Annotated in this window: 17 protein-coding genes; 11 read left to right on the top strand and 6 right to left on the bottom strand. The window is 68.7% G+C overall.

Annotated features, from left to right (window positions below; all coding sequences use genetic code 11):
* Positions 1–145: 145 nt before the first annotated feature.
* Positions 146–1,327: an aminotransferase-like domain-containing protein gene (locus NY1_RS30620; RefSeq protein WP_067720618.1), complete on the top strand. Its 1,182-nt coding sequence runs from the start codon at positions 146–148 to the stop codon at positions 1,325–1,327.
* A 99-nt stretch (positions 1,328–1,426) separates the two neighbouring features.
* On the opposite strand, the gene glpK is transcribed toward NY1_RS30620, so the two are convergent.
* Positions 1,427–2,923 carry a glycerol kinase GlpK gene (gene glpK, locus NY1_RS30615; protein ID WP_067720617.1) on the bottom strand — a complete coding sequence of 499 codons (1,497 nt, stop codon included), beginning with the start codon at positions 2,921–2,923 and terminating at the stop codon, positions 1,427–1,429.
* A gap of 133 nt (positions 2,924–3,056) precedes the next feature.
* Between glpK and glpD the strand changes: the two genes are divergently transcribed.
* On the top strand, positions 3,057–4,796 hold the full coding sequence (gene glpD, locus NY1_RS30610; protein WP_067720616.1) for a glycerol-3-phosphate dehydrogenase: 1,740 nt from the start codon (positions 3,057–3,059) through the stop codon (positions 4,794–4,796).
* A gap of 47 nt (positions 4,797–4,843) precedes the next feature.
* Here the strand turns inward: glpD and NY1_RS30605 are convergent, their stop codons facing one another.
* Genes NY1_RS30605 through NY1_RS42255 form a run of 3 tightly spaced genes read right to left on the bottom strand, consistent with a single transcriptional unit; the run spans position 4,844 to position 11,436 of the window.
* On the bottom strand, positions 4,844–5,485 hold the full coding sequence (locus NY1_RS30605; protein WP_067720615.1) for an NADPH-dependent F420 reductase: 642 nt from the start codon (positions 5,483–5,485) through the stop codon (positions 4,844–4,846).
* 11 nt (positions 5,486–5,496) lie between these two features.
* On the bottom strand, positions 5,497–6,297 hold the full coding sequence (locus NY1_RS30600) for a DNA-formamidopyrimidine glycosylase family protein (RefSeq protein WP_067720614.1): 801 nt from the start codon (positions 6,295–6,297) through the stop codon (positions 5,497–5,499).
* Between the two features lie 15 nt (positions 6,298–6,312).
* Positions 6,313–11,436 carry an ATP-dependent helicase gene (locus NY1_RS42255; RefSeq protein ID WP_233434564.1) on the bottom strand — a complete coding sequence of 1,708 codons (5,124 nt, stop codon included), beginning with the start codon at positions 11,434–11,436 and terminating at the stop codon, positions 6,313–6,315.
* A gap of 325 nt (positions 11,437–11,761) precedes the next feature.
* On the opposite strand from NY1_RS42255, the gene NY1_RS30585 reads away from it, so the two are divergent.
* The 3 genes from NY1_RS30585 to NY1_RS30575 all read left to right on the top strand — a co-directional run bounded on the left by NY1_RS30585 (position 11,762) and on the right by NY1_RS30575 (position 14,194).
* Positions 11,762–12,307: a histidine phosphatase family protein gene (locus NY1_RS30585; protein WP_067720613.1), complete on the top strand. Its 546-nt coding sequence runs from the start codon at positions 11,762–11,764 to the stop codon at positions 12,305–12,307.
* Positions 12,308–12,386: 79 nt separating this feature from the next.
* Complete coding sequence (locus NY1_RS30580; protein ID WP_067720651.1) at positions 12,387–13,346, top strand: patatin-like phospholipase family protein; 960 nt, start codon at positions 12,387–12,389, stop codon at positions 13,344–13,346.
* Complete coding sequence (locus NY1_RS30575) at positions 13,343–14,194, top strand: SDR family oxidoreductase (protein ID WP_067720612.1); 852 nt, start codon at positions 13,343–13,345, stop codon at positions 14,192–14,194. The genes NY1_RS30580 and NY1_RS30575 overlap by 4 nt, the downstream gene beginning before the upstream one ends.
* Positions 14,195–14,296: 102 nt before the next feature.
* On the opposite strand, the gene amaB is transcribed toward NY1_RS30575, so the two are convergent.
* Positions 14,297–15,826 carry an L-piperidine-6-carboxylate dehydrogenase gene (gene amaB, locus NY1_RS30570; RefSeq protein WP_067720611.1) on the bottom strand — a complete coding sequence of 510 codons (1,530 nt, stop codon included), beginning with the start codon at positions 15,824–15,826 and terminating at the stop codon, positions 14,297–14,299.
* A 58-nt stretch (positions 15,827–15,884) separates the two neighbouring features.
* Between amaB and NY1_RS30565 the strand changes: the two genes are divergently transcribed.
* The 6 genes from NY1_RS30565 to NY1_RS30540 all read left to right on the top strand — a co-directional run bounded on the left by NY1_RS30565 (position 15,885) and on the right by NY1_RS30540 (position 22,096).
* On the top strand, positions 15,885–16,337 hold the full coding sequence (locus NY1_RS30565; RefSeq protein ID WP_067720610.1) for an Lrp/AsnC family transcriptional regulator: 453 nt from the start codon (positions 15,885–15,887) through the stop codon (positions 16,335–16,337).
* A 65-nt stretch (positions 16,338–16,402) separates the two neighbouring features.
* Complete coding sequence (gene lat, locus NY1_RS30560; RefSeq protein ID WP_084535630.1) at positions 16,403–17,743, top strand: L-lysine 6-transaminase; 1,341 nt, start codon at positions 16,403–16,405, stop codon at positions 17,741–17,743.
* Positions 17,744–17,918: 175 nt separating this feature from the next.
* Positions 17,919–19,112: a YVTN family beta-propeller repeat protein gene (locus NY1_RS30555; RefSeq protein ID WP_233434563.1), complete on the top strand. Its 1,194-nt coding sequence runs from the start codon at positions 17,919–17,921 to the stop codon at positions 19,110–19,112.
* Positions 19,113–19,272: 160 nt separating this feature from the next.
* The gene (locus NY1_RS30550) at positions 19,273–20,910 is read left to right on the top strand and encodes an acyl-CoA carboxylase subunit beta (RefSeq protein ID WP_067720609.1); all 1,638 of its coding nucleotides are present in this window, start codon (positions 19,273–19,275) and stop codon (positions 20,908–20,910) included.
* A 215-nt stretch (positions 20,911–21,125) separates the two neighbouring features.
* Positions 21,126–21,440 carry an acyl-CoA carboxylase epsilon subunit gene (locus NY1_RS30545; protein WP_067720608.1) on the top strand — a complete coding sequence of 105 codons (315 nt, stop codon included), beginning with the start codon at positions 21,126–21,128 and terminating at the stop codon, positions 21,438–21,440.
* Positions 21,441–21,445: 5 nt separating this feature from the next.
* Entirely contained in the window at positions 21,446–22,096 is a 651-nt protein-coding gene (locus NY1_RS30540) for a Maf family protein (protein ID WP_067720607.1), read from the top strand.
* On the opposite strand, the gene NY1_RS30535 is transcribed toward NY1_RS30540, so the two are convergent.
* Positions 22,025–22,861, bottom strand: a complete 837-nt coding sequence (locus tag NY1_RS30535; protein ID WP_233434562.1) for a helix-turn-helix transcriptional regulator — start codon at positions 22,859–22,861, stop codon at positions 22,025–22,027. The two genes, NY1_RS30540 and NY1_RS30535, sit on opposite strands and share 72 nt — an antisense overlap.
* Positions 22,862–22,876: the final 15 nt, after the last annotated feature.

The following is a 22,876-nucleotide window of genomic DNA, read 5'->3' as shown; positions in this document are numbered from 1 at the left end:
TGCCGGTCCTGACCTCCATCGGGTCGGGACCGGCGGTTCGGCGCCACTTCTCCCGATCTCAGGATATGGGAATGCGATTTCATATTCTGGTCGCATTGTGACACAGTGGAATTTCGCGTACCCCGGTTTACCTCGGAGGTGTTCCATGTCGCAGCCCACTCCGCCGCTGGCCAAGCGGCTCGACGGCATGCGCAGCTCGGCCATTCGCGATCTGCTCAAGCTGACCGCGCGCGCCGACATCATCAGCCTGGCCGGCGGTCTGCCGGACGCCGAACTCATGCCGCGCGACCGCATCGCGGTAGCCGCCGACGCCGCGCTGGCGGACCGGTCGCGGCTGCAGTACACGGAATCGCCGGGGTGGGGTCCGTTGCGCGAGGTACTGGCGGCGCGGGAGTCGACCCGCATGGGCCGGACCGTCGCCGTCGACGAGGTGTTCGTCACGCACGGTTCGCAGCAGGCGCTCTCGCTGCTGGCGGAGGTGCTGCTCGATCCGGGCGCGCTGGTCGTGGTGGAGGATCCGGCGTATGTCGGTGCGCTGCAGGTGTTCCACGCCGCGGGCGCCCGAATCGTCGCCGTCCCACTGGATTCCGAGGGCATGCGGCTGGACGCGCTGCGCGAGCTGCTCGCCGCCGGTGAGCGCCCCGCCGTCGTCCACACGGTCAGCAACTTCCACAATCCCGGCGGCGTCACCATGAGCCCGCAGCGCCGTGCGGAACTCGGCGCCCTCGCCGACGCCTACGGCTTCTGGGTGATCGAGGACGACCCGTACGGCGAACTCTGGTTCGACCAGCCGTCCCCGGCGCCCGTCGCCACCTACTCACCCAACGTGATCCGCCTCTCCAGCACCTCCAAGATCCTGGCCCCCACCCTCCGAGCCGGCTGGATGGTGGCTCCCACCCGCGTGTGCCGGGCGGTGGAGCTGCTCAAGCAAGGCGCCGACCTGTGCGGCTCCGCCTTCACCCAGCAGATCGCCGCCGACCTGCTCGCCGACACCGATTGGCTCACGGCGCACGTGGATTCGATCCGCACCGTCTACGGCGCCCGCGCTCGCGCCCTGGTCGACGCCGTCCGCACCCGCTTCGGCGACCGTGTCGTCAGCACCGACGCCACCGGCGGCATGTTCGTCTGGGTCGACTTCACCGACGGCACCGACACCCAGGCCCTCCTGCCTCGAGCCCTCGAAGCCGGCGTCGCCTACGTCCCCGGCAACGCCTTCGCCGTCTCCACCGACTACACCCACTCCATGCGCCTGTGCTTCACCACCTCCGACACCACCGCCCTGGAAACCGCCGTGGACCGCCTCGCGAAGGCCCACGCCGAATCCTGACCGGGAAGGTGGCCGCGCTGAAGCACCCGACCGTCATTCCGGCGTGCCTCGGCCGGAATCCCACTTCGTTCGGTGAGTTCTGTTGCGGGGCAGCGGCGCTCAGACCCAGTTGTAGGTGCGTTCGACGGCCTTGTTCCACTCGTGCATGAGGTGGTCGCGGTCGGTGGCGGTCATGGTGGGGGTCCAGCGTTTGTCCTCGGCCCAGTTGGCGCGGATATCGTCGGTGGAGGCCCAGTAGCCGACGGCGAGACCGGCCGCGTAGGCGGCGCCGAGGGCCGTGGTTTCGATGACGACGGGGCGGATCACCGGGGCGTCGAGGATGTCGGACTGGAATTGCATCAGCAGTTCGTTGACGACCATGCCGCCGTCGACCTTCAAGGTCACCTTCTCGACGTCGAGGCGCTGGGCGGCGGCGTCGGCGCGCATGGCGTCGATGACCTCGCGGGTCTGGAATGCGGTGGCCTCCAAGACGGCTCGGGCGATATGGCCCTTGTTGACGAAACGGGTGAGGCCCGCGAAGACGCCGCGGGCATCGGGCCGCCAGCGGGGCGCGAAGAGGCCGGAGAAGGCGGGGACGATGTAGCAGCCGCCGTTGTCGGTGACGGTGCGGGCCAGGGGTTCGATCTCGTCGGCGGCGGCGATCATGCCGAGGTTGTCGCGGAGCCATTGCACCAGGGAGCCGGTGACGGCGATGGAGCCTTCCAGGGCGTAGACGGCCGGTTCGTCGCCGAGGCGATAGCAGACCGTGGTGAGCAGGCCGTGCTCGCTGAAAACCGGTGTGGCGCCGGTGTTCATGAGCATGAAGTTGCCGGTGCCGTAGGTGTTCTTGGTGTCGCCGGGCGACAGGCAGGCCTGGCCGAAGGTGGCGGCCTGCTGATCGCCGAGAATGCCCGCGACCGGCACTCCGGCCAGCGCGGTGGTGGTGATCTCGCCGTATACCTCGGAGGAACTGCGGATCTCCGGCAGCATGACCGGCGGCACCCCGAAATCGGCGCAGATCTGCGGATCCCATTGCAGCGTGCGGAGATCCATCAGCATGGTGCGCGAGGCATTGGTCACGTCGGTGAGGTGCTGCCCCGTCAGATTCCACAGAATCCAGCTGTCGATGGTGCCGAAGCACAGCTCCCCGGCCTCGGCGCGGGCGTGCGCACCCGGCACCTGATCCAGGATCCAGCGCAGTTTGGGCCCGGCGAAGTAGGTGGACAGCGGCAGGCCGGTGCGATCGGCGTACCGGGTGGGTCCCTCGCTGCCGCCGAGCTCCTCGGTGAGCTGCGCGGTGCGGGTGTCCTGCCAGACGATCGCGTTGTAGATGGGTTTGCCGGTCGATCGCTCCCACACCACGGTGGTTTCCCGCTGATTGGTGACGCCGGCCGCCGCGATATCCGCCGCGCCGATCCCGCAGTTCGCCAGCGCCTCCGCGATCACGGATTCGGTATTGCGCCAGATGGTTTCGGCATCGTGCTCGACCCAGCCGGGCTGCGGGAAGAGCTGCTCGTGCTCGCGTTGCGCGACACCGACCACCCTCCCGTTCTGGTCGAAGACGATGCACCGGCTCGAGGTCGTGCCCTGATCGATGGCGGCAACATAGCGACGCATTCCGGCAGGCTAGCGCACCGAGGTCCGGCTTCGGGGCCATGACACCGCGGCATCGCGGGTCGCACCGGGGGACGCTAGGGTGGGCTACGGTTGCTAGCGGATAGCCAGCGCGCACTCTCTGGAGGAGTCGAGCATGACGAACAAACCGCAGTCGCTATTCCTCGGCCCCGAGCAGCGTGAAGCCGCCTGGGAACGGTTCGGTAAGGACATCTTCGACGTCGTGGTGATCGGCGGCGGCGTGGTCGGCGCGGGCATCGCCCTGGACGCCGCCACCCGCGGGCTCGAGGTCGCCCTGGTGGAGGCCCGCGACCTGGCGTCCGGCACCTCCAGCCGCTCCTCGAAAATGTTCCACGGTGGCCTGCGCTACCTGGAGATGATGGAATTCGGGCTGGTCCGCGAGGCCCTCAAGGAGCGCGAGCTGGCGCTGTCCACGCTGGCCCCGCACCTGGTCAAACCGCTCCGGTTCCTGTACCCGCTCACCCATATGGGCTGGGAGCGGCCCTACGTCTCGGCCGGGCTGGTGCTCTACGACCGCATGGGTGGGGCGAAATCGGTTCCGGGACAGCATCATCTGACGCGCTCGGGGGCGCTGCGGCTGGCGCCCGGGCTGAAGCGGGACGCGCTCACCGGCGGCGTCACCTACTACGACACCGTGGTCGACGATGCCCGCCACACCATGACGGTGGCGCGTACCGCCGCCAAGTACGGTGCGGCGATTCGCACTTCGACCCAGGTGGTCGGCTTCCTGCGTGAGGCTGATCGGGTGGTCGGGGTGAAGGTGCGCGACAGCGAGGACGGGCGCACCACCGAGGTGCGCGGCAGCGTGGTCATCAATGCCACCGGCGTCTGGACCGACGAGCTCCAGGGTCTGGCGAATCAGCGTGGTCGATTCCATGTGCGAGCGTCCAAGGGTGTGCATATCGTGGTGCCGCGTGACCGCATCGCCAGCGATACCTCGATCATTCTGCGCACCGAGAAGAGCGTGCTGTTCGTCATCGCGTGGAGCAGCGATCACTGGATCGTCGGCACCACCGACACCGACTGGAACCTCGATCTGGCGCATCCGGCGGCCACCAAATCCGATATCGACTATCTGCTCGAGCATGTGAACAAGGTGCTGGTCACGCCGATCACGCATGCCGATATCAGCGGCGTGTACGCGGGGCTGCGGCCGTTGCTGGCGGGGGAGAGCGATCAGACGTCCAAGCTGTCGCGGGAGCATGCCGTCGCGCGTATCGCGCCCGGGCTGGTGGCCATCGCGGGCGGCAAGTACACGACCTATCGGGTGATGGCCTACGACGCGGTGGACGAAGCGGCGCAGGACATTCCGCGCCGGGTCTCGCCCAGCGTCACCGAGAAGGTGCCGCTGCTGGGGGCGAACGGGTACTACGCGCTGATGAACCAGACGCCGCACCTGGCCGAGAAGTACGGCATTCATCCGTATCGGGTGCAGCAGTTGCTGAATCGGTACGGTTCGCTCATCGACGAGGTGATCGGTCTCGCCGAGGGCAAACCCGAACTGCTGGAACCGATCACGGGATCGCCGGGCTATCTGCGCGTGGAGGCCGTGTACGCGGTGGCGGCCGAAGGGGCGCTGCACCTGGACGACATTCTGGCCCGGCGCACCCGCATCTCCATCGAATACGCCCATCGCGGTGTGGAATCCGCGGAGGAGGTGGCGCGGCTGGTGGCGCCGGTGCTCGGCTGGTCCGATGCCGATATCGCGCGCGAGGTGTCGGTGTACACGGCGCGGGTCAAGGCCGAGATCGAATCCCAGACCCAGGCCGATGACGCCTCCGCCGAGGCATTGCGGCTCGAAGCGCCGGAAGCGCGGCGCGAAGTATTGGATCCGGTGACGAGCAATCCGGACTGAGTATCGGCTGGAAGCGCCCCGCGTCCTCGGATGCGGGGCGCTTTTGGTCAGCGGACGAGTTTGTAGTTGAACTGAGCGGTGCCGCCGAGCGCACCCATCAGCCGAACCCATTGCGGCAGTAGCATTTCCGTGCCGCGCGCGGTGGTGATGTCGCCGACGTCGACGATGTCGCGCCAGCCGAATTCGCGCAGCAGCGCCGAGACGATCGCCTTCGCCTCGGCCTCGTCACCGGAGACGAAGACGGTGTGATCGCCGTCGGCCAGCTTGCCCGGGTACACCATGATGTCGGCGGTGACCGTGTTCAGGGTCTTGACCACGCGGGCTGCCGGGAACTCGCGCTGGATCCGCTCACCGATGGAATCGGTATTGCAGACCGACAGGCTGGGCGGGAAACCGTGGGAGAAGTCCAGCGGATTCGAGATGTCGACGAGGACCTTGCCCGCCAGGTTCTCCGTGCCGGCGCCCCGCAGCGCCGCCACGCTCGCCTGTCCCGCGGTCGCATTGATCACCAGCTCGCCGTGCGCGGCGGCTTCCGGGGCGGTGACCAGCGTCGCCGGGAACGGCTCCTCCGCCTTGGCCGCGGTGGCCGCGATGTCCCGCGTGCCGATGACCACGTCGTGGCCGAGCTCGACCAGCCGGGCCGCGATGGTACGGCCGACATTGCCGGTGCCGAGGATTCCGATTTTCATAAACAGCGAGGCTAGGCTGGTCCGCCCGGTTCCGCGACACCGTTCACTGTGGGCCGAACCTGGCACTTCGGGCAGAAATAGATCCCACGATCGGCCCGCGTCCCGTCCCCGTCGTCCCCGAGCAGTTGCACCACCAGATTGGTCCCGCACCGCGGGCACGGCCTGCGCTGCCGCCCGTACACCAGCACCCGCCGAGGCGGTTTGTGCGCGGCCTCCCCGAGCACCCGATGCGCCTCGTCCACCAGCCCGGGCAGATCCTCGATCTCCCCGACCGGCGTAGCCGGATGCACCCGCCGCAGAAAACAAACCTCGCTCCGATAGATATTGCCGATCCCCGCCAGATTCCGCTGATCGAGCAACGCCAACCCGATAGCCCGCTCTGGCCGCTCCCTCAACCGCCGCACCGCCTCCCCGGCATCCCATTCCGGCCCTAGCAGATCCGGCCCGAGATGATCGATCGCCATATGCTCGTCTCCGCGCCGCAGAACCTCCACCAGCCCCAGCGAAAACCCCACCGCCTCAGCGTCATCCGTGCCCAAGACAAGCCGCGCCGTAAACCCGGGCTTGGTCCACCGCTGCCCCGGCTCGTACACCCGCCACACCCCCTCCATCTTCAAATGGGTGTGAATGCTCAACTCCGGGGTCCGCACGAAAAGGTGCTTCCCATAGCTGCCCACGCTCTCCACAACCTGCCCCCGCAGATCCAGCGTCGCGTACTTCGGCACCCGGAAGTCACTGCGCGTCAACGTCTTCCCAGCCAGCGCGCGTCGCAGCCGCGCCGCGGCCAGATAAACGGTGTCGCCCTCAGGCATGACTGGACGGTGTCGTCACGGCTTGCTCCGGAGGCGGAAACCCTTGGGGGTGGCGGCGAAGCCGGCTCCGGTGAGGAACTCGGCGAAGGTGTTGCCGTGTACGGACTCGCCGTTCACGCGGTCGATGACCAAGGAATCGACCCGGCGGTCATGGACCAAGCCGGCAAGAGCCGCCGCCGCGTCCGTCCGGGTGTTCGGATCTTCGGTGAAGGTGAGTAGCGTCTTGCCGCCGCGTTCCAGGTACAGCACAAGTTCACCGGCCACCAGCACGACTACCGCGCCGGCCTTGCGACCTGGGCGATGCCCGGCGCCTTCCGCGGCCGCCTTCGGCCAAGGTAGTGCCGCGCCATACGGATTCGCTGGATCGCAGGCCGCCAGCGCGATCGCGCGCCCGCCGTTCCGGCTCCCGGTCACCCTCGGCTGCCGCCCACCGGCGGCTCCGCCGAACGGGTCATCCACCGGGCCGGTCGCCTTGTCGGTGTCGAACGAGCGCAACCGATCCACCACGTCCGTGGTCGAGAACTGTGCGCCGCCCAGCGAATCCACGAAGTAGCCGCGGCGGCATCGGCCCCGGTCCTCGAATTCGGTGAGCACCCGGTACATCAACGCGAATCCGCCCGGCACGCCTTCGCTCTGGACCGACCCGCGTGTCAGCACCCCGTACCGTTCCAGGAGTACATCCGCCGTCGCGTGCGCGCGAATCGTGGGATCCGCGATTCGATCCGGCAAGAGTGACCAGCGCCCGGCGGCCTGCGGCGGACTCGTCCGCACCGGAGTCCCGGTGCGTGGCAGATACATTCGCCCGCGCGGCGCCCGGCGCGGTGTGCGATGCGCCGTGGTCGTCCGCGTGGTTCCGGCGAGCAGGGCCCGCACCGGCGCGAAGGTGTCACCGGCGACATATCCGGCCCACACCAGTTCCCACAGTGCGGTGACCACCGCCGCCTCGTCCTCGACGCCCGCGGCGTCGGCCAGCTGACGGAAGAAGTACGCACCGCCGCCCGTGGGCGAAACCACCTCGTAGCGCGCGGCATCCGGCTCCGGAGCGGAGACAGGATCGCCACCACCCAGCGGGTTTTGCACGGAGCCGCGCGTACCTCGTCCGTGGTGCGTCGTGCCGCCGGTGACGGGTTCGGGGAACCGAGTCGGTGTGTCGGTGCCGTGCCGGGGACCGGCGGACGGGTTCTCGCCCTCCGGGGCGGGGCGAGCCGGGCCGGCGTCGGTCGAGCCCGGCGTATCCGATCCGCCGGGGCGACCGGCGTGGCCGGCGATCGACGAGGTAGCTGCGCCGTTGTGTCCGGCACGGTCGGTCGGGTTCGCCGATGCGGCTCGGTCGCGGGCCGTTCGTCCAGCGGCGGCCGGTGGACCGCCGATCACGGTGGCGCCCAGGGCCATCAGGAGGCTGATGTGGGTTTCGGTGAGGTCGAGGGGGTCGGGTGGGGGAAGAGTTAGGGCGGCTTGGTCGGTGGGGTGGAGGGCGATCCAGCCGTCTTTGGCGGTGATGGAGCCGTGGCCGGACCAGAGGATTTCGCCGGTGGACAGGAGTTCGTCGAGCATGGCGGGGGTGTAGTCGCGGACGCGGAGGGGGAGGATGAGGGATTCCCAGGCGGAGGCGGGGATGGGGACGCCTGCGAGTTGTTCTACTACGGCGGCTACGCCGTCTACGCCGCGCAGTTCGCCGGTGCCGATGTGCTGCCAGGCGGGGAGGAAGCGGCCGAGGGCGGCGGTGGCGACCGGTTCTACTTCCTTGCGGGCGGCGGCCAGGGAGCGGCGGCGCAGGCGGCGCAGGACTTCCGAGTCGCACCATTCGGTGCCGGCCGAGCCGGGGGTGAATTCGCCTTCCACGACGCGCTTTTCGAGGGCGAGGCGGTGCAGGGCGGTGGCGGCTACCGCCGAGCCGAGGCCGAAGCGGTGGGCGACCGCGGTCAGGGTGAAGGGGCCGTGGGTGCGGGCGTAGCGGGCGACGAGATCGCCGAGCGGGTCGGCGACCGGTTCGATGAAGGCGGCGGGGACGCCGATGGGGAGTGGGACGCCGAGGGCGTCGCGCAGGCGGGAGGCGTCCTCGATCGCCACCCACCAGCGGGAACCGGCGAACGAAACCTCCAGTGCACGATGCCGTTTCACCAACTCGGCGAACCATTCCCGGGGGTCGTCGGTACTGCGTTCGGCGGCCTCGGCGGCCGTCACCGGCCCGAGTAGCCTCAGCAGATCCGCAAGTCCTTCCATATCCCGGGCCTGTCGTTCCGGCGTGAGCCGCTGCAATTCCCGCTCGGTCTGCTCCAGTACCGCCGCATCGAGCAGTTCCCGGAGCTCGACCCGGCCCAGCAGCTCGGCCAGCAGGCTCGAATCCAGAGACAGTGCGGCAGCGCGCCGTTCGGCCAGCGGACTGTCGCCCTCGTACATGAACTGCCCGATGTAGTCGAACAGCAGCGAGTTCGCGAACGGCGACGGGGTGGCGGTCTCCACCTCCACCAGACGCACCTGCCGCCGCGCCACCCGCCCCAGCAGATCCCGCAGCGAAGGCAGGTCGTACACGTCCTGCAGGCATTCCCGCACCGTCTCCAGCAGGATCGGAAAATCCGGGAACTTCCGTGCCACATCCAGCAATTGGGCCGCCCGCTGCCGCTGCTGCCACAGCGGCGCCCGCTTCCCCGGATCCCGCCGCGGCAGCAGCAACGCCCGCGCCGCGCACTCCCGGAACCGCGAAGCGAACAGCGCCGACCCACCGACCTGCTCGGTCACCAGATCGTCGATCTCATCGGTCTCGAACACGAACAGCTCCGCCCCCGGCGGATCGTCCGTCGTATCCGGCAACCGCACCACGATCCCGTCATCGGAAGACGTAGGCGCCGCATCCACCCCGAACCGCTCCCGCAGCCGCGCCCCCACCGCCAACGCCCACGGCGCATGCACCGGCAGCCCGTACGGCGAATGCAACACCACCCGCCAATCCCCGAGCTCATCCCGGAACCGCTCCACCACGAGCGTCCGATCCGTCGGCAACTGCCCCGTAGCCTCCCGCTGCTCGGCCAGCAACGACACCAGATTCCCGGTGGCATTCGCATCCAGCCCCGCGGCCCGCACCACCCGCTCCAGCTCCGTCTCCGGAACCTGCCGCACCGCACCGGATTTCTTACCGCGACCCTTGGACTTCCCGCCGCCGGTGCGGTCGAGATCCTGATCCGCGAATTCGGCCAGGGCGGTGGCCAATTCGACTGGGGCTCGGTCTGCTTCGGTGCGAGCGGTGGTACGGATGCCGAGGTCGCGGTGTTGTTCCACCGCCTGCCCGGCGACGCGGACGAATTCGCCCAGGGCCGCGCCCAGTTCGGCGGGGCGGCCGAGGGAATCGCCGTGCCAGAAGGGGAGGCGGCCGGGGAGGCCGAAGGCGGGAGTGACCAGGACTCGGTCGAAGGTGATTTCTTCGATGCGCCAGCTGGTCGCGCCCAGGGCGAAGACGTCGCCGACGCGGGATTCGTAGACCATTTCCTCGTCGAGTTCGCCTACCCGGGAGGCTTTTTCGCCGACCATGAAGACCGGGAACAGGCCGCGGTCGGGGATGGCGCCGCCGGAGGTGACGGCCAGACGTTGCGCGCCGGGACGGCCGGTGAGGGTGCCGGCGTCGCGGTCCCAGACGATGCGGGGGCGCAGTTCGGCGAATTCGTCGGAGGGGTAGCGACCGGCGAGCAGGTCGAGAACGGATTCGTAGGCGGAGCGAGGGAGCGCGGCGTAACTGCCGGTGGCGCGGACGGTTTCGAACCAGGCGTCGGCGTCCAGGGGTTCGAGCGCGCAGGCGGCCACGGTCTGCTGGGCGAGGATGTCGAGGGGGTGGGCGGGGACCTGGAGTTCCTCGATCTGGCCGGTGGTCATGCGCTGCGAAGCCACCGCGCAGTGGATGACGTCGGTGCGATGCTTCGGGAAGATGACGCCGCGCGAGATCTCGCCGACCTGGTGCCCGGCGCGGCCTACCCGCTGCAGGCCGCTGGCCACCGAGGGCGGGGCCTCGACCTGCACGACCAGTTCCACCGCGCCCATATCGATGCCGAGTTCGAGGCTGGAGGTGGCGACCACGCAGCGCAGCCGTCCGCTCTTGAGATCGTCCTCGATGAGCGCGCGCTGCTCCTTGCTCACCGACCCGTGGTGGGCGCGCGCCAAAAGCGTTGTCGCACCGTGGATCACCTCGGTGGACGCGCCCAGCTGCGCCGGCGGCGCGTGCTCGGTGTCCACCGCCTCGCCGATGCGGGCCGAGTACGCCTCGTTCAACCGCGCCGTCAACCGTTCGGCCAGCCGCCGCGAATTGGCGAACACGATCGAGGACCGATGCTCGAGCACCAGATCCACGATGGCCTCGTCCACGTGCGGCCAGATCGACCCGGGCTGATCCGAATCCTCCGCGCCCGCATCGGGTTCGGTCATATCGGCGACGGGCACCCGCACCGACAGATCGAACGTCTTGGGCGCGGGCGGCGACACGATGGTGATGGGCGCGCCCCCGACCAGGAACCGCCCCACCTCCTCCGGCGGCCGCACCGTCGCCGACAGCCCGATCCGCTGGGCGGGCCGCTCGAACCCCGCCGCGGCCCGCAGCGCGTCCAGGCGGGCCAGCGAAAGCGCCAGATGCGCACCGCGTTTCGAGCCCGCGATGGCATGCACCTCGTCCACGATCACGGTCTGCACCGCGTCGAGGGTCTCGCGCGCCGCCGAGGTGAGCATCAGGAACAGCGATTCCGGTGTGGTGATGAGAATGTCCGGCGGCGTCCGCTGCATCCCGCGCCGATCCGCCGCGCTGGTGTCCCCGGACCGCACCCCCACCCGGATCTCGGGCGCGTCCACGCCCAGCCGTTTGGCCGTCTGCGTCACGCCGACCAGCGGTGCGCGCAGATTCCGTTCCACGTCCACGGCGAGTGCCTTCAGCGGCGAGATGTAGAGCACCGAGGTCTTGCGCGGCCCCTCGACCGCCTCCCGCGTCGCCAGCCGGTCGATCGCCCACAGGAACGCCGACAGCGTCTTGCCTGATCCGGTCGGCGCGACGACCAGGGTGTGCTGCTCCGCCGCGATCGATTCCCAGGCTCCCAGCTGCGCGGCCGTCGGCGCGGGGAACGCACCCTCGAACCAGGCCCGGGTGGCGGGGGAGAACCGATCCATGTTCCCCAGTCTGCACCCGGGCACCGACACGATCGCCGCATGCCGCCGCCGGAGCGCCCACCCATGTCCGATTCCAGGTGATCTTCGAGGTCATTGGGGGAACCGACTGTCCGGATTGCGGGCCGCATCGGTGCCGCGAACCTCACGGCCCGCACCCCGATCGGGAATTCCAGGTTTGGCCCGCCCGACCTCGGGGCATCAATGCTGAGGCGGTGCGGGGCATCGCCGGCAGCGCCGGGGCGAAACGAGGGGGCCCCGTGCGCCCCTCGGGCGAAGGACGGGCAATCGGAATACGCCCGCCCACGCCGCGCGTACGCTTCCATCCGTGCAGAAGGTGCTCCGACTCGACTTGGTCAGCCATGGAATGACCGAGGCGATGCGCAAAGCACGATTCCCGGTCGACGAACCGCTGACCGAGGCCGGCCGCCGCGCCGTCTCCGCTATCGGCCGTTTGAACGCCGCCCGCGTGCTCACCGCCCCCGAACGCCGGACCGTGGAAACCGCGGCGCTCATGGGGTTGATGGGCGAGGAGGACGACCGACTACGCGACCTCGACGCCGGGGCCTGGCGCGGCGGGGAACTCATGTCGGTGCCCAAGGAGGATCTCTACCTCTGGCTCACCGACCCGGCCTTTCGGGGGCACGGTGGTGAAGCCGTGGTCGATGTCATCGAGCGCACGGGGGAATGGCTGGCCGATATCGCCGTCGAGGGTGAACCCACCATCGCCATCACCCATCCGGCGGTGATTCGCGCGGCCCTGCTCGTCACCCTCGATGCCCCGGCGAAGTCCTTCTGGCGCATCGACATTCCCCCGGTCAGCGTGACGCGCCTGCACTATCGCGGTGAATGGACCCTGCACTTCCGGGCCTGAGGAAGCGAGATCTTTTCCAGATACTGGCGGTATCTGAACTCTATGCGCGGGGCCGTTTCAGCCGGTAGTGTTCGAAACCATGAGTAACAGGAACGGGTCACAGCGACGTGGCCTGGCGATCGGCTGCGGGGGTACGGTCGGCGCGGCGTGGATCGTCGCGGCACTGGCCGCGGCCCGCGACGTACTGGACTGGGACCCGCGTACCGCCGACGTCATGATCGGCACCTCCGCGGGCGCCGAAATGCTGACCATGCTGGGCAGCGGCATCAGTGTGGACGAACTGGTCGACATGCAGCGCGGCACCACCACGAACCCGGTGCTCGCGGCGCATATGCGTTCGGAGCCGGGCCGTTTCCCACCGCTGCCCCGGCCGCGCCTGATCGCCCCGGGCCGGGCCGCGCGATCCCTGCTCGCCCGCCCGGGCAATGGTCACGCACTGCTCACCGCGGGCAGCGGCCTCCTCCCGCAGGGCGGCGGCGACCCCGCCTGGCTGCAGCGGCTGGCCGACCGCCTGAACCCGAACCGTCGCTGGGTCGAGCATCCCGCCACCTGGCTGGTGGCCATGGACGCGGCCACCGGCGAACGCGTCGCCTTCGGTTCACCGTCCGCGCCGGACGCGAGTATCGGTGCGGCCCTGCGGGCTTCGTGGGCCGTACCCGGCTGGCTCCCGGCGGTGTCCATCGACGGCCGGGAATTCATCGACGGCGGCGCGGCCTCCACCGCCTCGGTGGACCTGCTCATTCCCGCCGATCTGGACGAGGTCGTGGTGATCGCACCGATGGCTTCCACCGGCCGCGTCCCCGCCACCAGCGCCGGGCATTTCGCCGAACGGCAGCTGCGAAACCGCATGAGCGAGAAGCTCGATGCCGAGATCGATCTGATCCGCGCCACCGGCGTCAAGGTGCTGCGCATCGACGCCACCGCCGACGACCTCGCCGTCATGGGCCCGAACTTCATGGACGGCCGCCGTCGTCTCGCCACTTTCGAACACAGTCTGATCAGCGTCCGCAAACAAGTGGAGCAGGGAGCCTTCGCATGAGCGTCCTCGGAACCAATTACCCGGCAATCGATCTGAACGGAGCGCGGGTGCTCATCACCGGCGCGGGCCGGGGCATCGGGCAGTCGGCGGCGGAGCTGTTCGCGAGCAAGGGCGCGGAGATCGCCATCGCCGATGTGGACGTCGCCGCCGGGCAAGCCGCCGCGGCCGCCCTGGGCGCCAAGGCTTTCGAGCTCGACGTCCGCAATCGCGAGCAGTGGGACCGGGTGGTCGCCGACTTCGGCCGCATCGACATCCTGGTCAACAATGCCGGTGTCATGCCCGCCGGCGCCTTCCTGGACGAGCCGGACGCGACCGGCCACACCACCATCGACGTGAATGTCTGGGGCCTGATCCACGGTATGCGCGCCGTCGTGCCCGGTATGATCGACCGCGGCAAGGGGCATGTCGTCAATGTGGCCTCCCTGGCCGGCAAGATCCCGATCGCCGGACTGGCCGTCTACAACGCCAGCAAGTTCGCCGCCGTAGGGCTCTCCGCCGCAACGCGTCTCGAATTCGCCGAACACGGCGTCAGCGTCAGCTGCGTCATGCCCTCCGCCGTCCGCACCCGCCTCTCCTCGGGCCTCAAACTCGGCAATGGCCTGCCCACCGTCGACCCCGAGGACGTGGCCGCCGCCATCGTGCAGACGGTCCGCACCCGCCGCGCCGAGGTAGCCGTCCCCAACTACCTGGCACCGCTGGACGTGGCCCTCGCCGCCGCCCCCGAACCGGCCGTCCGCCTGGTCCGCCGCCTCTTCAACGGCGACCGCGCCCTGCACCCCGCGGACGAGTCCACCCGCGCGAAGTACGAGGAGCAGATCCGCTCCATCGCCGTCGAAAAGCAGGACTGATCCGATACGGCCCCACCCGAAAACCGGTTGGGGCCGTTCGGCTTCCGCGCTAGAGTTCGAACCGCGAGCGCCCGCCGCCGCTTCGATCTCGGGCGTCGCACCTCACTCGAACCGGATGCCCTGCGCCAGTGGCAGTTCCGTCGAATAGTTGACGGTGTTGGTGGCGCGGCGCATGTAGGACTTCCAGGAGTCGGAGCCGGATTCGCGGCCGCCGCCGGTTTGCTTCTCACCGCCGAACGCGCCGCCGATCTCCGCGCCCGAGGTGCCGATGTTCACATTGGCGATGCCGCAGTCGGAGCCGTCGGCGGCCAGGAAGCGTTCGGCCTCGCGCTGGTTCTGGGTGAAGATGGCGGAGGAAAGGCCCTGGGGGACGTCGTTGTGGATAGCGATGGCGGCGTCGAGCTCCTGATAGGTGAGCACGTACAGGATGGGCGCGAAGGTCTCCTCGCGGACCACCGCGGTCTGGGCGGGCATGCGCACGATGGCGGGGCGGACGTAGAAGGCGTCCTCGCCGAAGCCCTCGACCCGCTCACCGCCGCAGATCAATTCACCGCCGTCGGCCACGGCGCGATCCAGGGCATCACGCATGGCGAGATACGACCGCTCGTTGATCAGCGGCCCGACCAGGGTGCCGTCCTCGAGCGGATTGCCCACGCGCAGTTGGCGATACGCCGAAGCGAGCCGATCCAGCAGCGGGCCCACCACGTCGGTGTGCACGATGAGCCGGCGCAGGGTGGTGCACCGCTGGCCCGCCGTGCCGGCCGCCGCGAACACGATGCCCCGCGCCGCGAGATCCAGGTCGGCGGAAGGGGTTACCACCGCCGCGTTGTTGCCGCCCAGCTCCAGCAGGCAGCGGCCGAAACGCGCGGCCACCCGGGGTGCGACCAGCCCGCCCATCCGGACCGAGCCGGTGGCGCTGACCAGCGCCACGCGCGGATCGTCGACCAGGCGTTCGCCTACCGTCGCATCGCCTTGAATCAGCTGGTGCACTTCGGGATCCGCGCCCACGTCCCGGGCGGCGCGGCGCAGTAGCGAGTGGCAGGCCAGGGCGGTCAGCGGCGTCGTCTCCGACGGCTTCCACACCACGGTATCGCCGCAGACCAGCGCCAGCGCGGTATTCCACGCCCACACCGCGACCGGGAAATTGAACGCCGAGATCACCCCGACCACGCCGAGCGGATGCCAGGTCTCCATGAGCCGGTGCCCGGGTCGTTCCGAGGGCATGGTCCTGCCGTACAGCTGCCGGGACAGCCCGATGGCGAATTCGCAGATATCGATCATTTCCTGCACTTCGCCCAGCGCTTCCGGCCCGATCTTGCCCGCTTCCAGGGTGACCAGTTCGCCCAGATCCGTCTTGTGCGCCACCAGTAGTTCGGCCAGCCGGCGCACCACCGCGGCCCGCTGCGGCGCGGGCACCGTGCGCCAGGCGAGGAAGGCGTCGGCGGCGCGGGCGACGGCCGCGTCCACGTCCGCGACGGTGTCCGGGCGCAGGGTCGCGAGCTCACCGCCGGTGATCGGCGTGCGCACCGACAGTGCGCCCGGTTCGGGCGATTCCACCCCCAGCCGCTGCAGCAGCGCGGCGGCGCGCGTGTGCAATTCGCGGGTGTTACGGGCGGTCAGGGTGTTGGTCATAGACAGCTCCAGACTGGGTTCCGGCCACGAGTTCTCTTTGCTGCGTTAGCCTTCGCTGATGGCGGATACACCGGCGAAACCCGTACTCGACGACATCGATCGACTGCTGATCCGTGAGCTGATTGCCGATGGTCGCGCCACCCTGTCGAATCTGGCCGAGAAAGCGAACCTATCGGTGTCCGCGGTGCAGTCGCGGGTGCGCCGGCTGGAAGCTCGTGGCGTGATTCGTGGCTACACGGCCAATGTAGATCCCGAAGCGCTCGGACAGATGCTGTCGGCATTCGTGGCGATCACTCCTCTCGACCCGTCGCAGCCCGATGACGCGCCCGCGCTCCTGCAGCACATTCCGGGCATCGAGGCCTGCCACTCGGTCGCGGGGGACGAGAGCTACATGCTGCTGGTGCGGGTGGCATCCCCCCGGCACCTGGAACAGCTCTTGCAAGAGATCCGCGCGACGGCAAATGTCCGGACTCGAAGCACGATCATTCTGCAGACATTCTATGACAAGTAGGCAACCTTCGTAATCTTTCCGGACTTTCCGGGCGTGCCCGTAAAAATTCATTTACGCTGGGCGGCGTGACGCTCGAAGTCGATCGGCTCGGGGCGGTTGCCGAAACGCCACTGATCACCCCCGCCCGGGTGCATGACATCCTGTCCGCGAGCATTCTCGCGGACGGTTTCGATCTGGTGCTCGACCTGCGCAAATCACGCGGCCGACGGCTCGTGGACGCGCGGGACGGCACCCCCTACCTGGACATGTTCGGGTTCTTCGCCTCCTCGGCGCTGGGCATGAACCATCCGGCGCTGGCCGGGGACCGCAGGTTCCTGTCCGGCCTCACCGCCGCGGCGCTGAACAAACCCAGCAACTCCGACGTCTACACCGTCGAGATGGCGCGCTTCGTCGAGACTTTCGCGCGCGTCCTCGGTGATCCGCGGCTACCGCACCTGTTCTTCATCGACGGCGGCGGGCTCGCGGTCGAGAACGCGCTCAAGGCCGCGTTCGACTGGAAGTCCCGGCACAATGAAATGCACGGCCGCCCAGGCGAACTCGGCACCAAGGTGCTGCACCTGACCGGCGCCTTCCACGGCCGGACCGGGTACACGCTCTCGCTCACCAACACCGATCCGGTGAAGACCGCGCGTTTCCCCAAGTTCGACTGGCCGCGCATCGACACCCCGTACCTCGGGCCGGACCATCCGGATATCGAGGCGGCGGAACGGCACGCGCTGGACCAGATCGAGCGCGCTTTCGCCGAAAACCCCCACGACATAGCGTGTTTCATTGCCGAGCCGATCCAGGGCGAGGGCGGTGACCGGCATCTGCGGCCGGAGTTCCTGCTCGCCGTGCAGCGGCTGTGCCACGCCAATGACGCGCTGTTCATCCTCGACGAGGTGCAGACCGGCGTCGGCATGACCGGCACCATGTGGGCCTACCAGCAGCTCGGCCTGGAACCCGATGTGGTGGCCTTCGGCAAGAAGACCCAGGTCTGCGGGATCATGGCCGGCGGCCGGGTGGACGAGGTGCCCGACAATGTGTTCCGGGTCAGCTCCCGGCTCAACTCCACCTGGGGCGGCAATCTGGCCGATATGGTCCGGGCCCGGCGCGTGTTCGAGGTGATCGAGCACGAGCACCTGGTGGATCGGGCGCGCATTCTCGGCCCGCATCTGCTGCAGCGGCTGATCGAGGTGGCGGAAAAGCATCCGGAAGTGAGCGATCCGCGCGGCCGCGGTCTCATGTGCGCGGTCACCCTCGAATCCGCGCGCCTGCGCGACAGCGTGGTCACGGCGCTGCGCGAGGAAGAGCACGTGCTGCTGCTCGGCACGGGGGAGCGGGGCATTCGCTTCCGGCCGCCGCTCACGGTAACCACGGCGGAACTGGACGAGGCGGTGGACGCGCTGGAGCGCGTATTGCCCTGAGCCACAAGGCAGTCGGTATATGACGGAGTCGCCCGGATTGCACGGGTTACGGCATTCGCCGGAACCGCGTGCCGCCGGGCGACACTCCGTCGACCCGCCACCGAATCCCATGTCACCGCTTAGAGTTCGACGGCATGTCAGCTCACCGCCATGACGGTCTGACACGGTGCATCGCGTGATCGCGCATCGTGCTCGGCTGGGTCTGATCCTCTCGCTACTGCTGCTGGCCGGTTGCTCCGGAAGCAATGCGGGCACCGTGGACAAGACGACCACGGCCGCGCCGGCCACCACCTCCACGGCGGCCGCCACCACGACCGAACAGCCCGCGCTGCTGCCCGGCATGCCGCCGCCGCTCTCGCCGACCGACGTCTACGCGGGCACCCGCGAACTCAGCCCGGCGGTCGCCGATCATCTGCCGCGCGTGTACGTGCCCAACAGCGAGTCGAACACCATCACCGTCATCGACCCGGCCACCTTCGAGGTCGTCGACAACTATCCGGCCGGCGGGCACGAGCCGCAGCACGTGGTGCCGTCCTATGACATGCAGATGCTGTACGCCAACAACGACCTGCCCATCGGCAGCGGCAGCCTGCTGCCCATCGACCCGCGCACCGGCAAGGCGGGCGAACCGATCCCGGTCCGCGATCCGTACAACATGTACTTCACCCCCGACGGCAAATACGCGCTCGTGGTGGCCGAAGCCGATCGTTCGCTCGACCTCTACGACCCGCACAGCTGGCAGAAGGTGAACGCCATCGCGGTGCCGGACTGCGGCGGGGTCAATCACATGGACTTCACCGCCGACGGCCGGTTCGCGCTCACCAGTTGCGAATTCAGCGGGCGGATGGCGGTGGTGGACATCGCGAACCTGGCGCTGGTCCGCATGATCGATCTGCCGGGCGGGCGCAACGGCAAGCCGCAGGACGTGAAGCTCTCGCCCGACGGCCGCACCTTCTACGTCGCGGACATGGTCGCCAACGGCATCTATGTCTTCGATGCCAAGACCTTCGACAACACTGGATTCCTGGAGACCGGGCACGGCACCCACGGCCTGTACGTCACCCGCGACTCCAAGCAGATGCTGATCACCAACCGGCACGAGGGCAGCATCTCGGTCTGGGACTTCGCCGCGAACCGGCTCGTGCACAAATGGCAGATCCCCGGCGGCGGCAGCCCGGACATGGGCAATATCTCCGCCGACGGCCGCGTGTTCTGGGTGTCGGGGCGCTACCACGGCGAGGTCTACGCCATCGACATCGCGGAGTGGAAGCTCTTGGCGCGCATCAAGGTCGGCAAGGGCGCACACGGGCTGACCGTCTGGCCGCAGCCCGGCCGATACTCCACCGGCCACACCGGCGTCATGCGCTGAACGCTCCAAGGATGGGCGCGGCATTTTGGAACCGGGGTGAATCCGGCCCCGATTCGGTGCTCTACCAGGGCGTTTTAACTGGCGGGCAGCCAATAACCGTACTCGCCAGTAGCGGATCCGGGATTACAAAGGGGCTCTGGTACTGGTTACACTCCCCGTCATGACGAGTGTCCAGCAGCAGCCTACGCCGGGGTCGGCGGGCGCCCCTGATATCCACACCACCGCCGGCAAGCTGGCTGACCTGCGCAATCGGCTGGAAGAGGCCAAGCACCCGATGGGTGAGGCCGCTGTCGACAAGGTGCACGCCAAGGGCAAGATGACCGCCCGCGAGCGCATTCTGGCCCTGCTGGACGAGGGTTCCTTCGTCGAGCTCGACGCGCTGGCTCGCCATCGCAGCGTGAATTTCGGTCTGGAGAACCAGCGTCCGCTCGGCGACGGCGTGGTGACCGGTTACGGCACCATCGACGGCCGCGACGTTTGCATCTTCTCCCAGGACGTCACCGTCTTCGGCGGTTCGCTCGGCGAGGTCTACGGCGAGAAGATCGTCAAGGTGATGGACCTGGCGCTCAAGACCGGCCGTCCGCTGGTCGGCATCAACGAGGGCGCGGGCGCGCGCATCCAGGAGGGCGTCGTCTCCCTGGGCCTCTACGGTGAGATCTTCCACCGCAATATCCAGGCCTCCGGCGTGATCCCGCAGATCTCGCTGATCATGGGCCCGGCCGCGGGCGGCCACGTCTACTCGCCCGCCCTGACCGACTTCGTGGTCATGGTCGACCAGACCTCGCAGATGTTCGTCACCGGCCCGGACGTGATCAAGACCGTCACCGGTGAAGAAGTGACCATGGAGGAGCTGGGCGGCGCCCACACCCACATGGTGAAGTCCGGTGTGGCGCACTATGTCGCCTCCGGCGAGCAGGACGCTCTGGACTACGTGCGCGATCTGCTGAGCTACCTGCCCAGCAACAACCGCGCCGAGGCCCCGCGCTTCCCGGCCACCGCCAATGCGGGCGCCATCGAGGAGAACCTCACCGAGGCCGATATCGAGCTGGACACCATCGTCCCGGACTCGCCGAACCAGCCCTACGACATGCACGAGGTGATCAAGCGCCTGGTGGATGACGAGGAGTTCCTGGAGGTGCAGGCCGAGCGCGCGATGAACATCATCGTCGGCTTCGCCCGCATCGACGGCCGCAGCGTCGGCTTCGTGGCCAACCAGCCCTCGCAGTTCGCGGGCTGCCTGGACATCGACGCCTCGGAGAAGGCCGCGCGCTTCGTGCGCACCTGCGACGCCTTCAATATCCCGATCATCACCCTGGTGGACGTGCCGGGCTTCCTGCCGGGCACTGGCCAGGAGTACAACGGCATCATTCGCCGCGGCGCGAAGCTGCTGTATGCCTACGGCGAGGCCACTGTGGGCAAGATCACAATCATCACCCGCAAGGCTTACGGCGGCGCCTACGACGTCATGGGCTCCAAGCACATGGGCGCGGATGTGAACCTGGCGTGGCCGACGGCTCAGATCGCCGTCATGGGCGCGTCCGGGGCGGTCGGTTTCGTCTACCGCAAGCAGCTGCAGACCGCCGCCGCCGAGGGCAACGACGTCGACGCCCTGCGCCTCGAGCTGCAGAACGAGTACGAGGACACCCTCGTGAACCCGTACGTGGCGGCCGAGCGCGGCTACGTCGACGCGGTCATCCCGCCCTCGCACACCCGCGGCCAGATCGTCTCGGCGCTGCGGCTGCTGGAGCGCAAGATGGTCTCGCTGCCGCCGAAGAAGCACGGCAACATTCCGCTCTGATTCAGCGATATGCGCGGCATGGGGCGCACACTGTCCAATAGGACATGTGTCTCGTACCGCGCACGAACGCCTCATCCGAGCAAAGATGGTCAAAGGAATGGCCCTCGATTTCGAGGGCCGTAACGAATACCGTTTCGCGGACCCGGGAAGATCTTCCGGTCGCGGACCAGCCGCCCCGGCGGTGATTGGACAGGAGGACTGGCGCTGTGACGACCATGGCTGACGAAGAGGTACTGCGCGCCGCCGAATTGGATCTGGCGGTCGACGAATTGGACGCGGTGGACGCCGCCGTCGCCGTCGAGACCACCGAACCGTCGAGCATCGGACCGGTCATCCAGGTACTCAAGGGCAATCCCAGCGATGTCGAACTCGCCGCGCTGGTCGCCGTGTTCGCCGCCGCGTCGGCGAGCGCCGGTGCGCCCGCCGACAACGGCCCGGCCGATATGTGGGGCCGCCCCACGCTGCTGCACCGCGGCTCCTCCCCGTTCTCCCCGTACGCCTTCCCGGCGCTGTCGCACCTGCGCGACTGACGGGCGTGACGGTCTTCGTACTGGGGTCCCAGTCCCCGGCACGGCTCGGTGTGCTGCGCAACGCGGGCATCGAGCCGGTGGTCCGGGTGTCGAAGGTGGACGAAGACGCGGTGGCCGCGGCACTGCCCGCCGGTACCGCGCCCGAGCAGATCGTGATCGAGCTGGCCCGGGCCAAGGCGCGGGACGTGGCGGCGACCATCGCCGCCGCGGGTCCCGCCGCCGCTGATTACTCCGATTCCATTGTGGTGGGCTGCGATTCGATGCTGCTCGTGGACGGGGTGCTGCAGGGCAAGCCGCACACCGCCGAGGTGGCTCGCGCGCGCTGGGCCGAAATGGCCGGGCGCAGTGCGGATCTGCTGACCGGGCATTCGGTGCTACGGTTGCGCGACGGCGCGATCGTCGGCGAGTCCGCCGATTGCAGTGCCACCACCGTGCATTTCGCCAAACCCGAACCCGCGGAACTCGACGCCTATATCGCGTCGGAGGAGCCGCTGCAGGTGGCCGGCGCGTTCACCCTGGACGGCCGCGGCGGCTGGTTCGTGGACCGCATCGACGGTGATCCGTCCAGCGTGATCGGGATCGGGCTACCGCTGGTTCGTCGACTGCTTGCCGAGGTGGGCGTCGGCATTGCGGAATTGTGGGTCCCCGCCCCGTAATTGGGGATCGCCGCTGCGCAGCTGCGGCGCGATGCGATTGGTGGAGGCCGCCAATCGCGGTTCGCCGCTCTCCTCGCCCGGGCCGGTGGGTGCGGCCTGTTCCGCGCTCGACTGTGCTTCCGCCGGACGGGCTTTCAGCAATTCCAGTCGTGCCACGCACAATTCGGGTTCCACGAACGGGTGCAGCCGGACGCTGACGTCGTCGCGAGCGCCGTTGCGGTCCAAGACTTCTCGCATGAGTCCCAGATGGACGCCGCAGACCACTTCGGAGTGGGTGCGGGCGAGTTCGCGCAGCGGGCAGGCGGTCATCCGGATCATGACCGATTCCTCGGTCTCGGTGGCGTGATCGCGTTCGGGCGCGAATCCGAGTTCCGACATCAGCGTGACGGTCAGGTCTTTCGCGTCTTCGAGGGTTTCCACCGGCTGATCGATGGATTCCATTTTCGCGCCCCAGACCCGGCCCGCGGCGACGGCGGCATCGGAGCGGCGGCGCGGATCACTGCCGAGCTGATCGGCCAGGACCTGTGCCAATTCTTGATAACCGACGGATCGCTGAACCGCGGTATAGCCGATTCTCGGACGGCCTCTGCCGCGCGGCGGCTGCTGGAATTGGCGGACCAGGGATTCGCGGGTGAGCACATCCAAATGGAAACGGACGGTAGTCACATGTTGGCCGGTGACGCGCGCCAGTTCTTGCGCGTCGAGAGGCTCGCTGGCGCCGCGTAGGATCGCGAGCAGTCGTCGTCGCGGCCAAGAATCGGACATAGCTCACCCCTCCTC

This window comes from Nocardia yamanashiensis NBRC 100130, from assembly GCF_001613325.1.
In the GTDB taxonomy this organism is placed as follows: domain Bacteria; phylum Actinomycetota; class Actinomycetes; order Mycobacteriales; family Mycobacteriaceae; genus Nocardia; species Nocardia yamanashiensis.
Note: the sequence above shows the minus strand (reverse complement) of the source record. Positions and strands in the feature narration are given on the sequence as shown.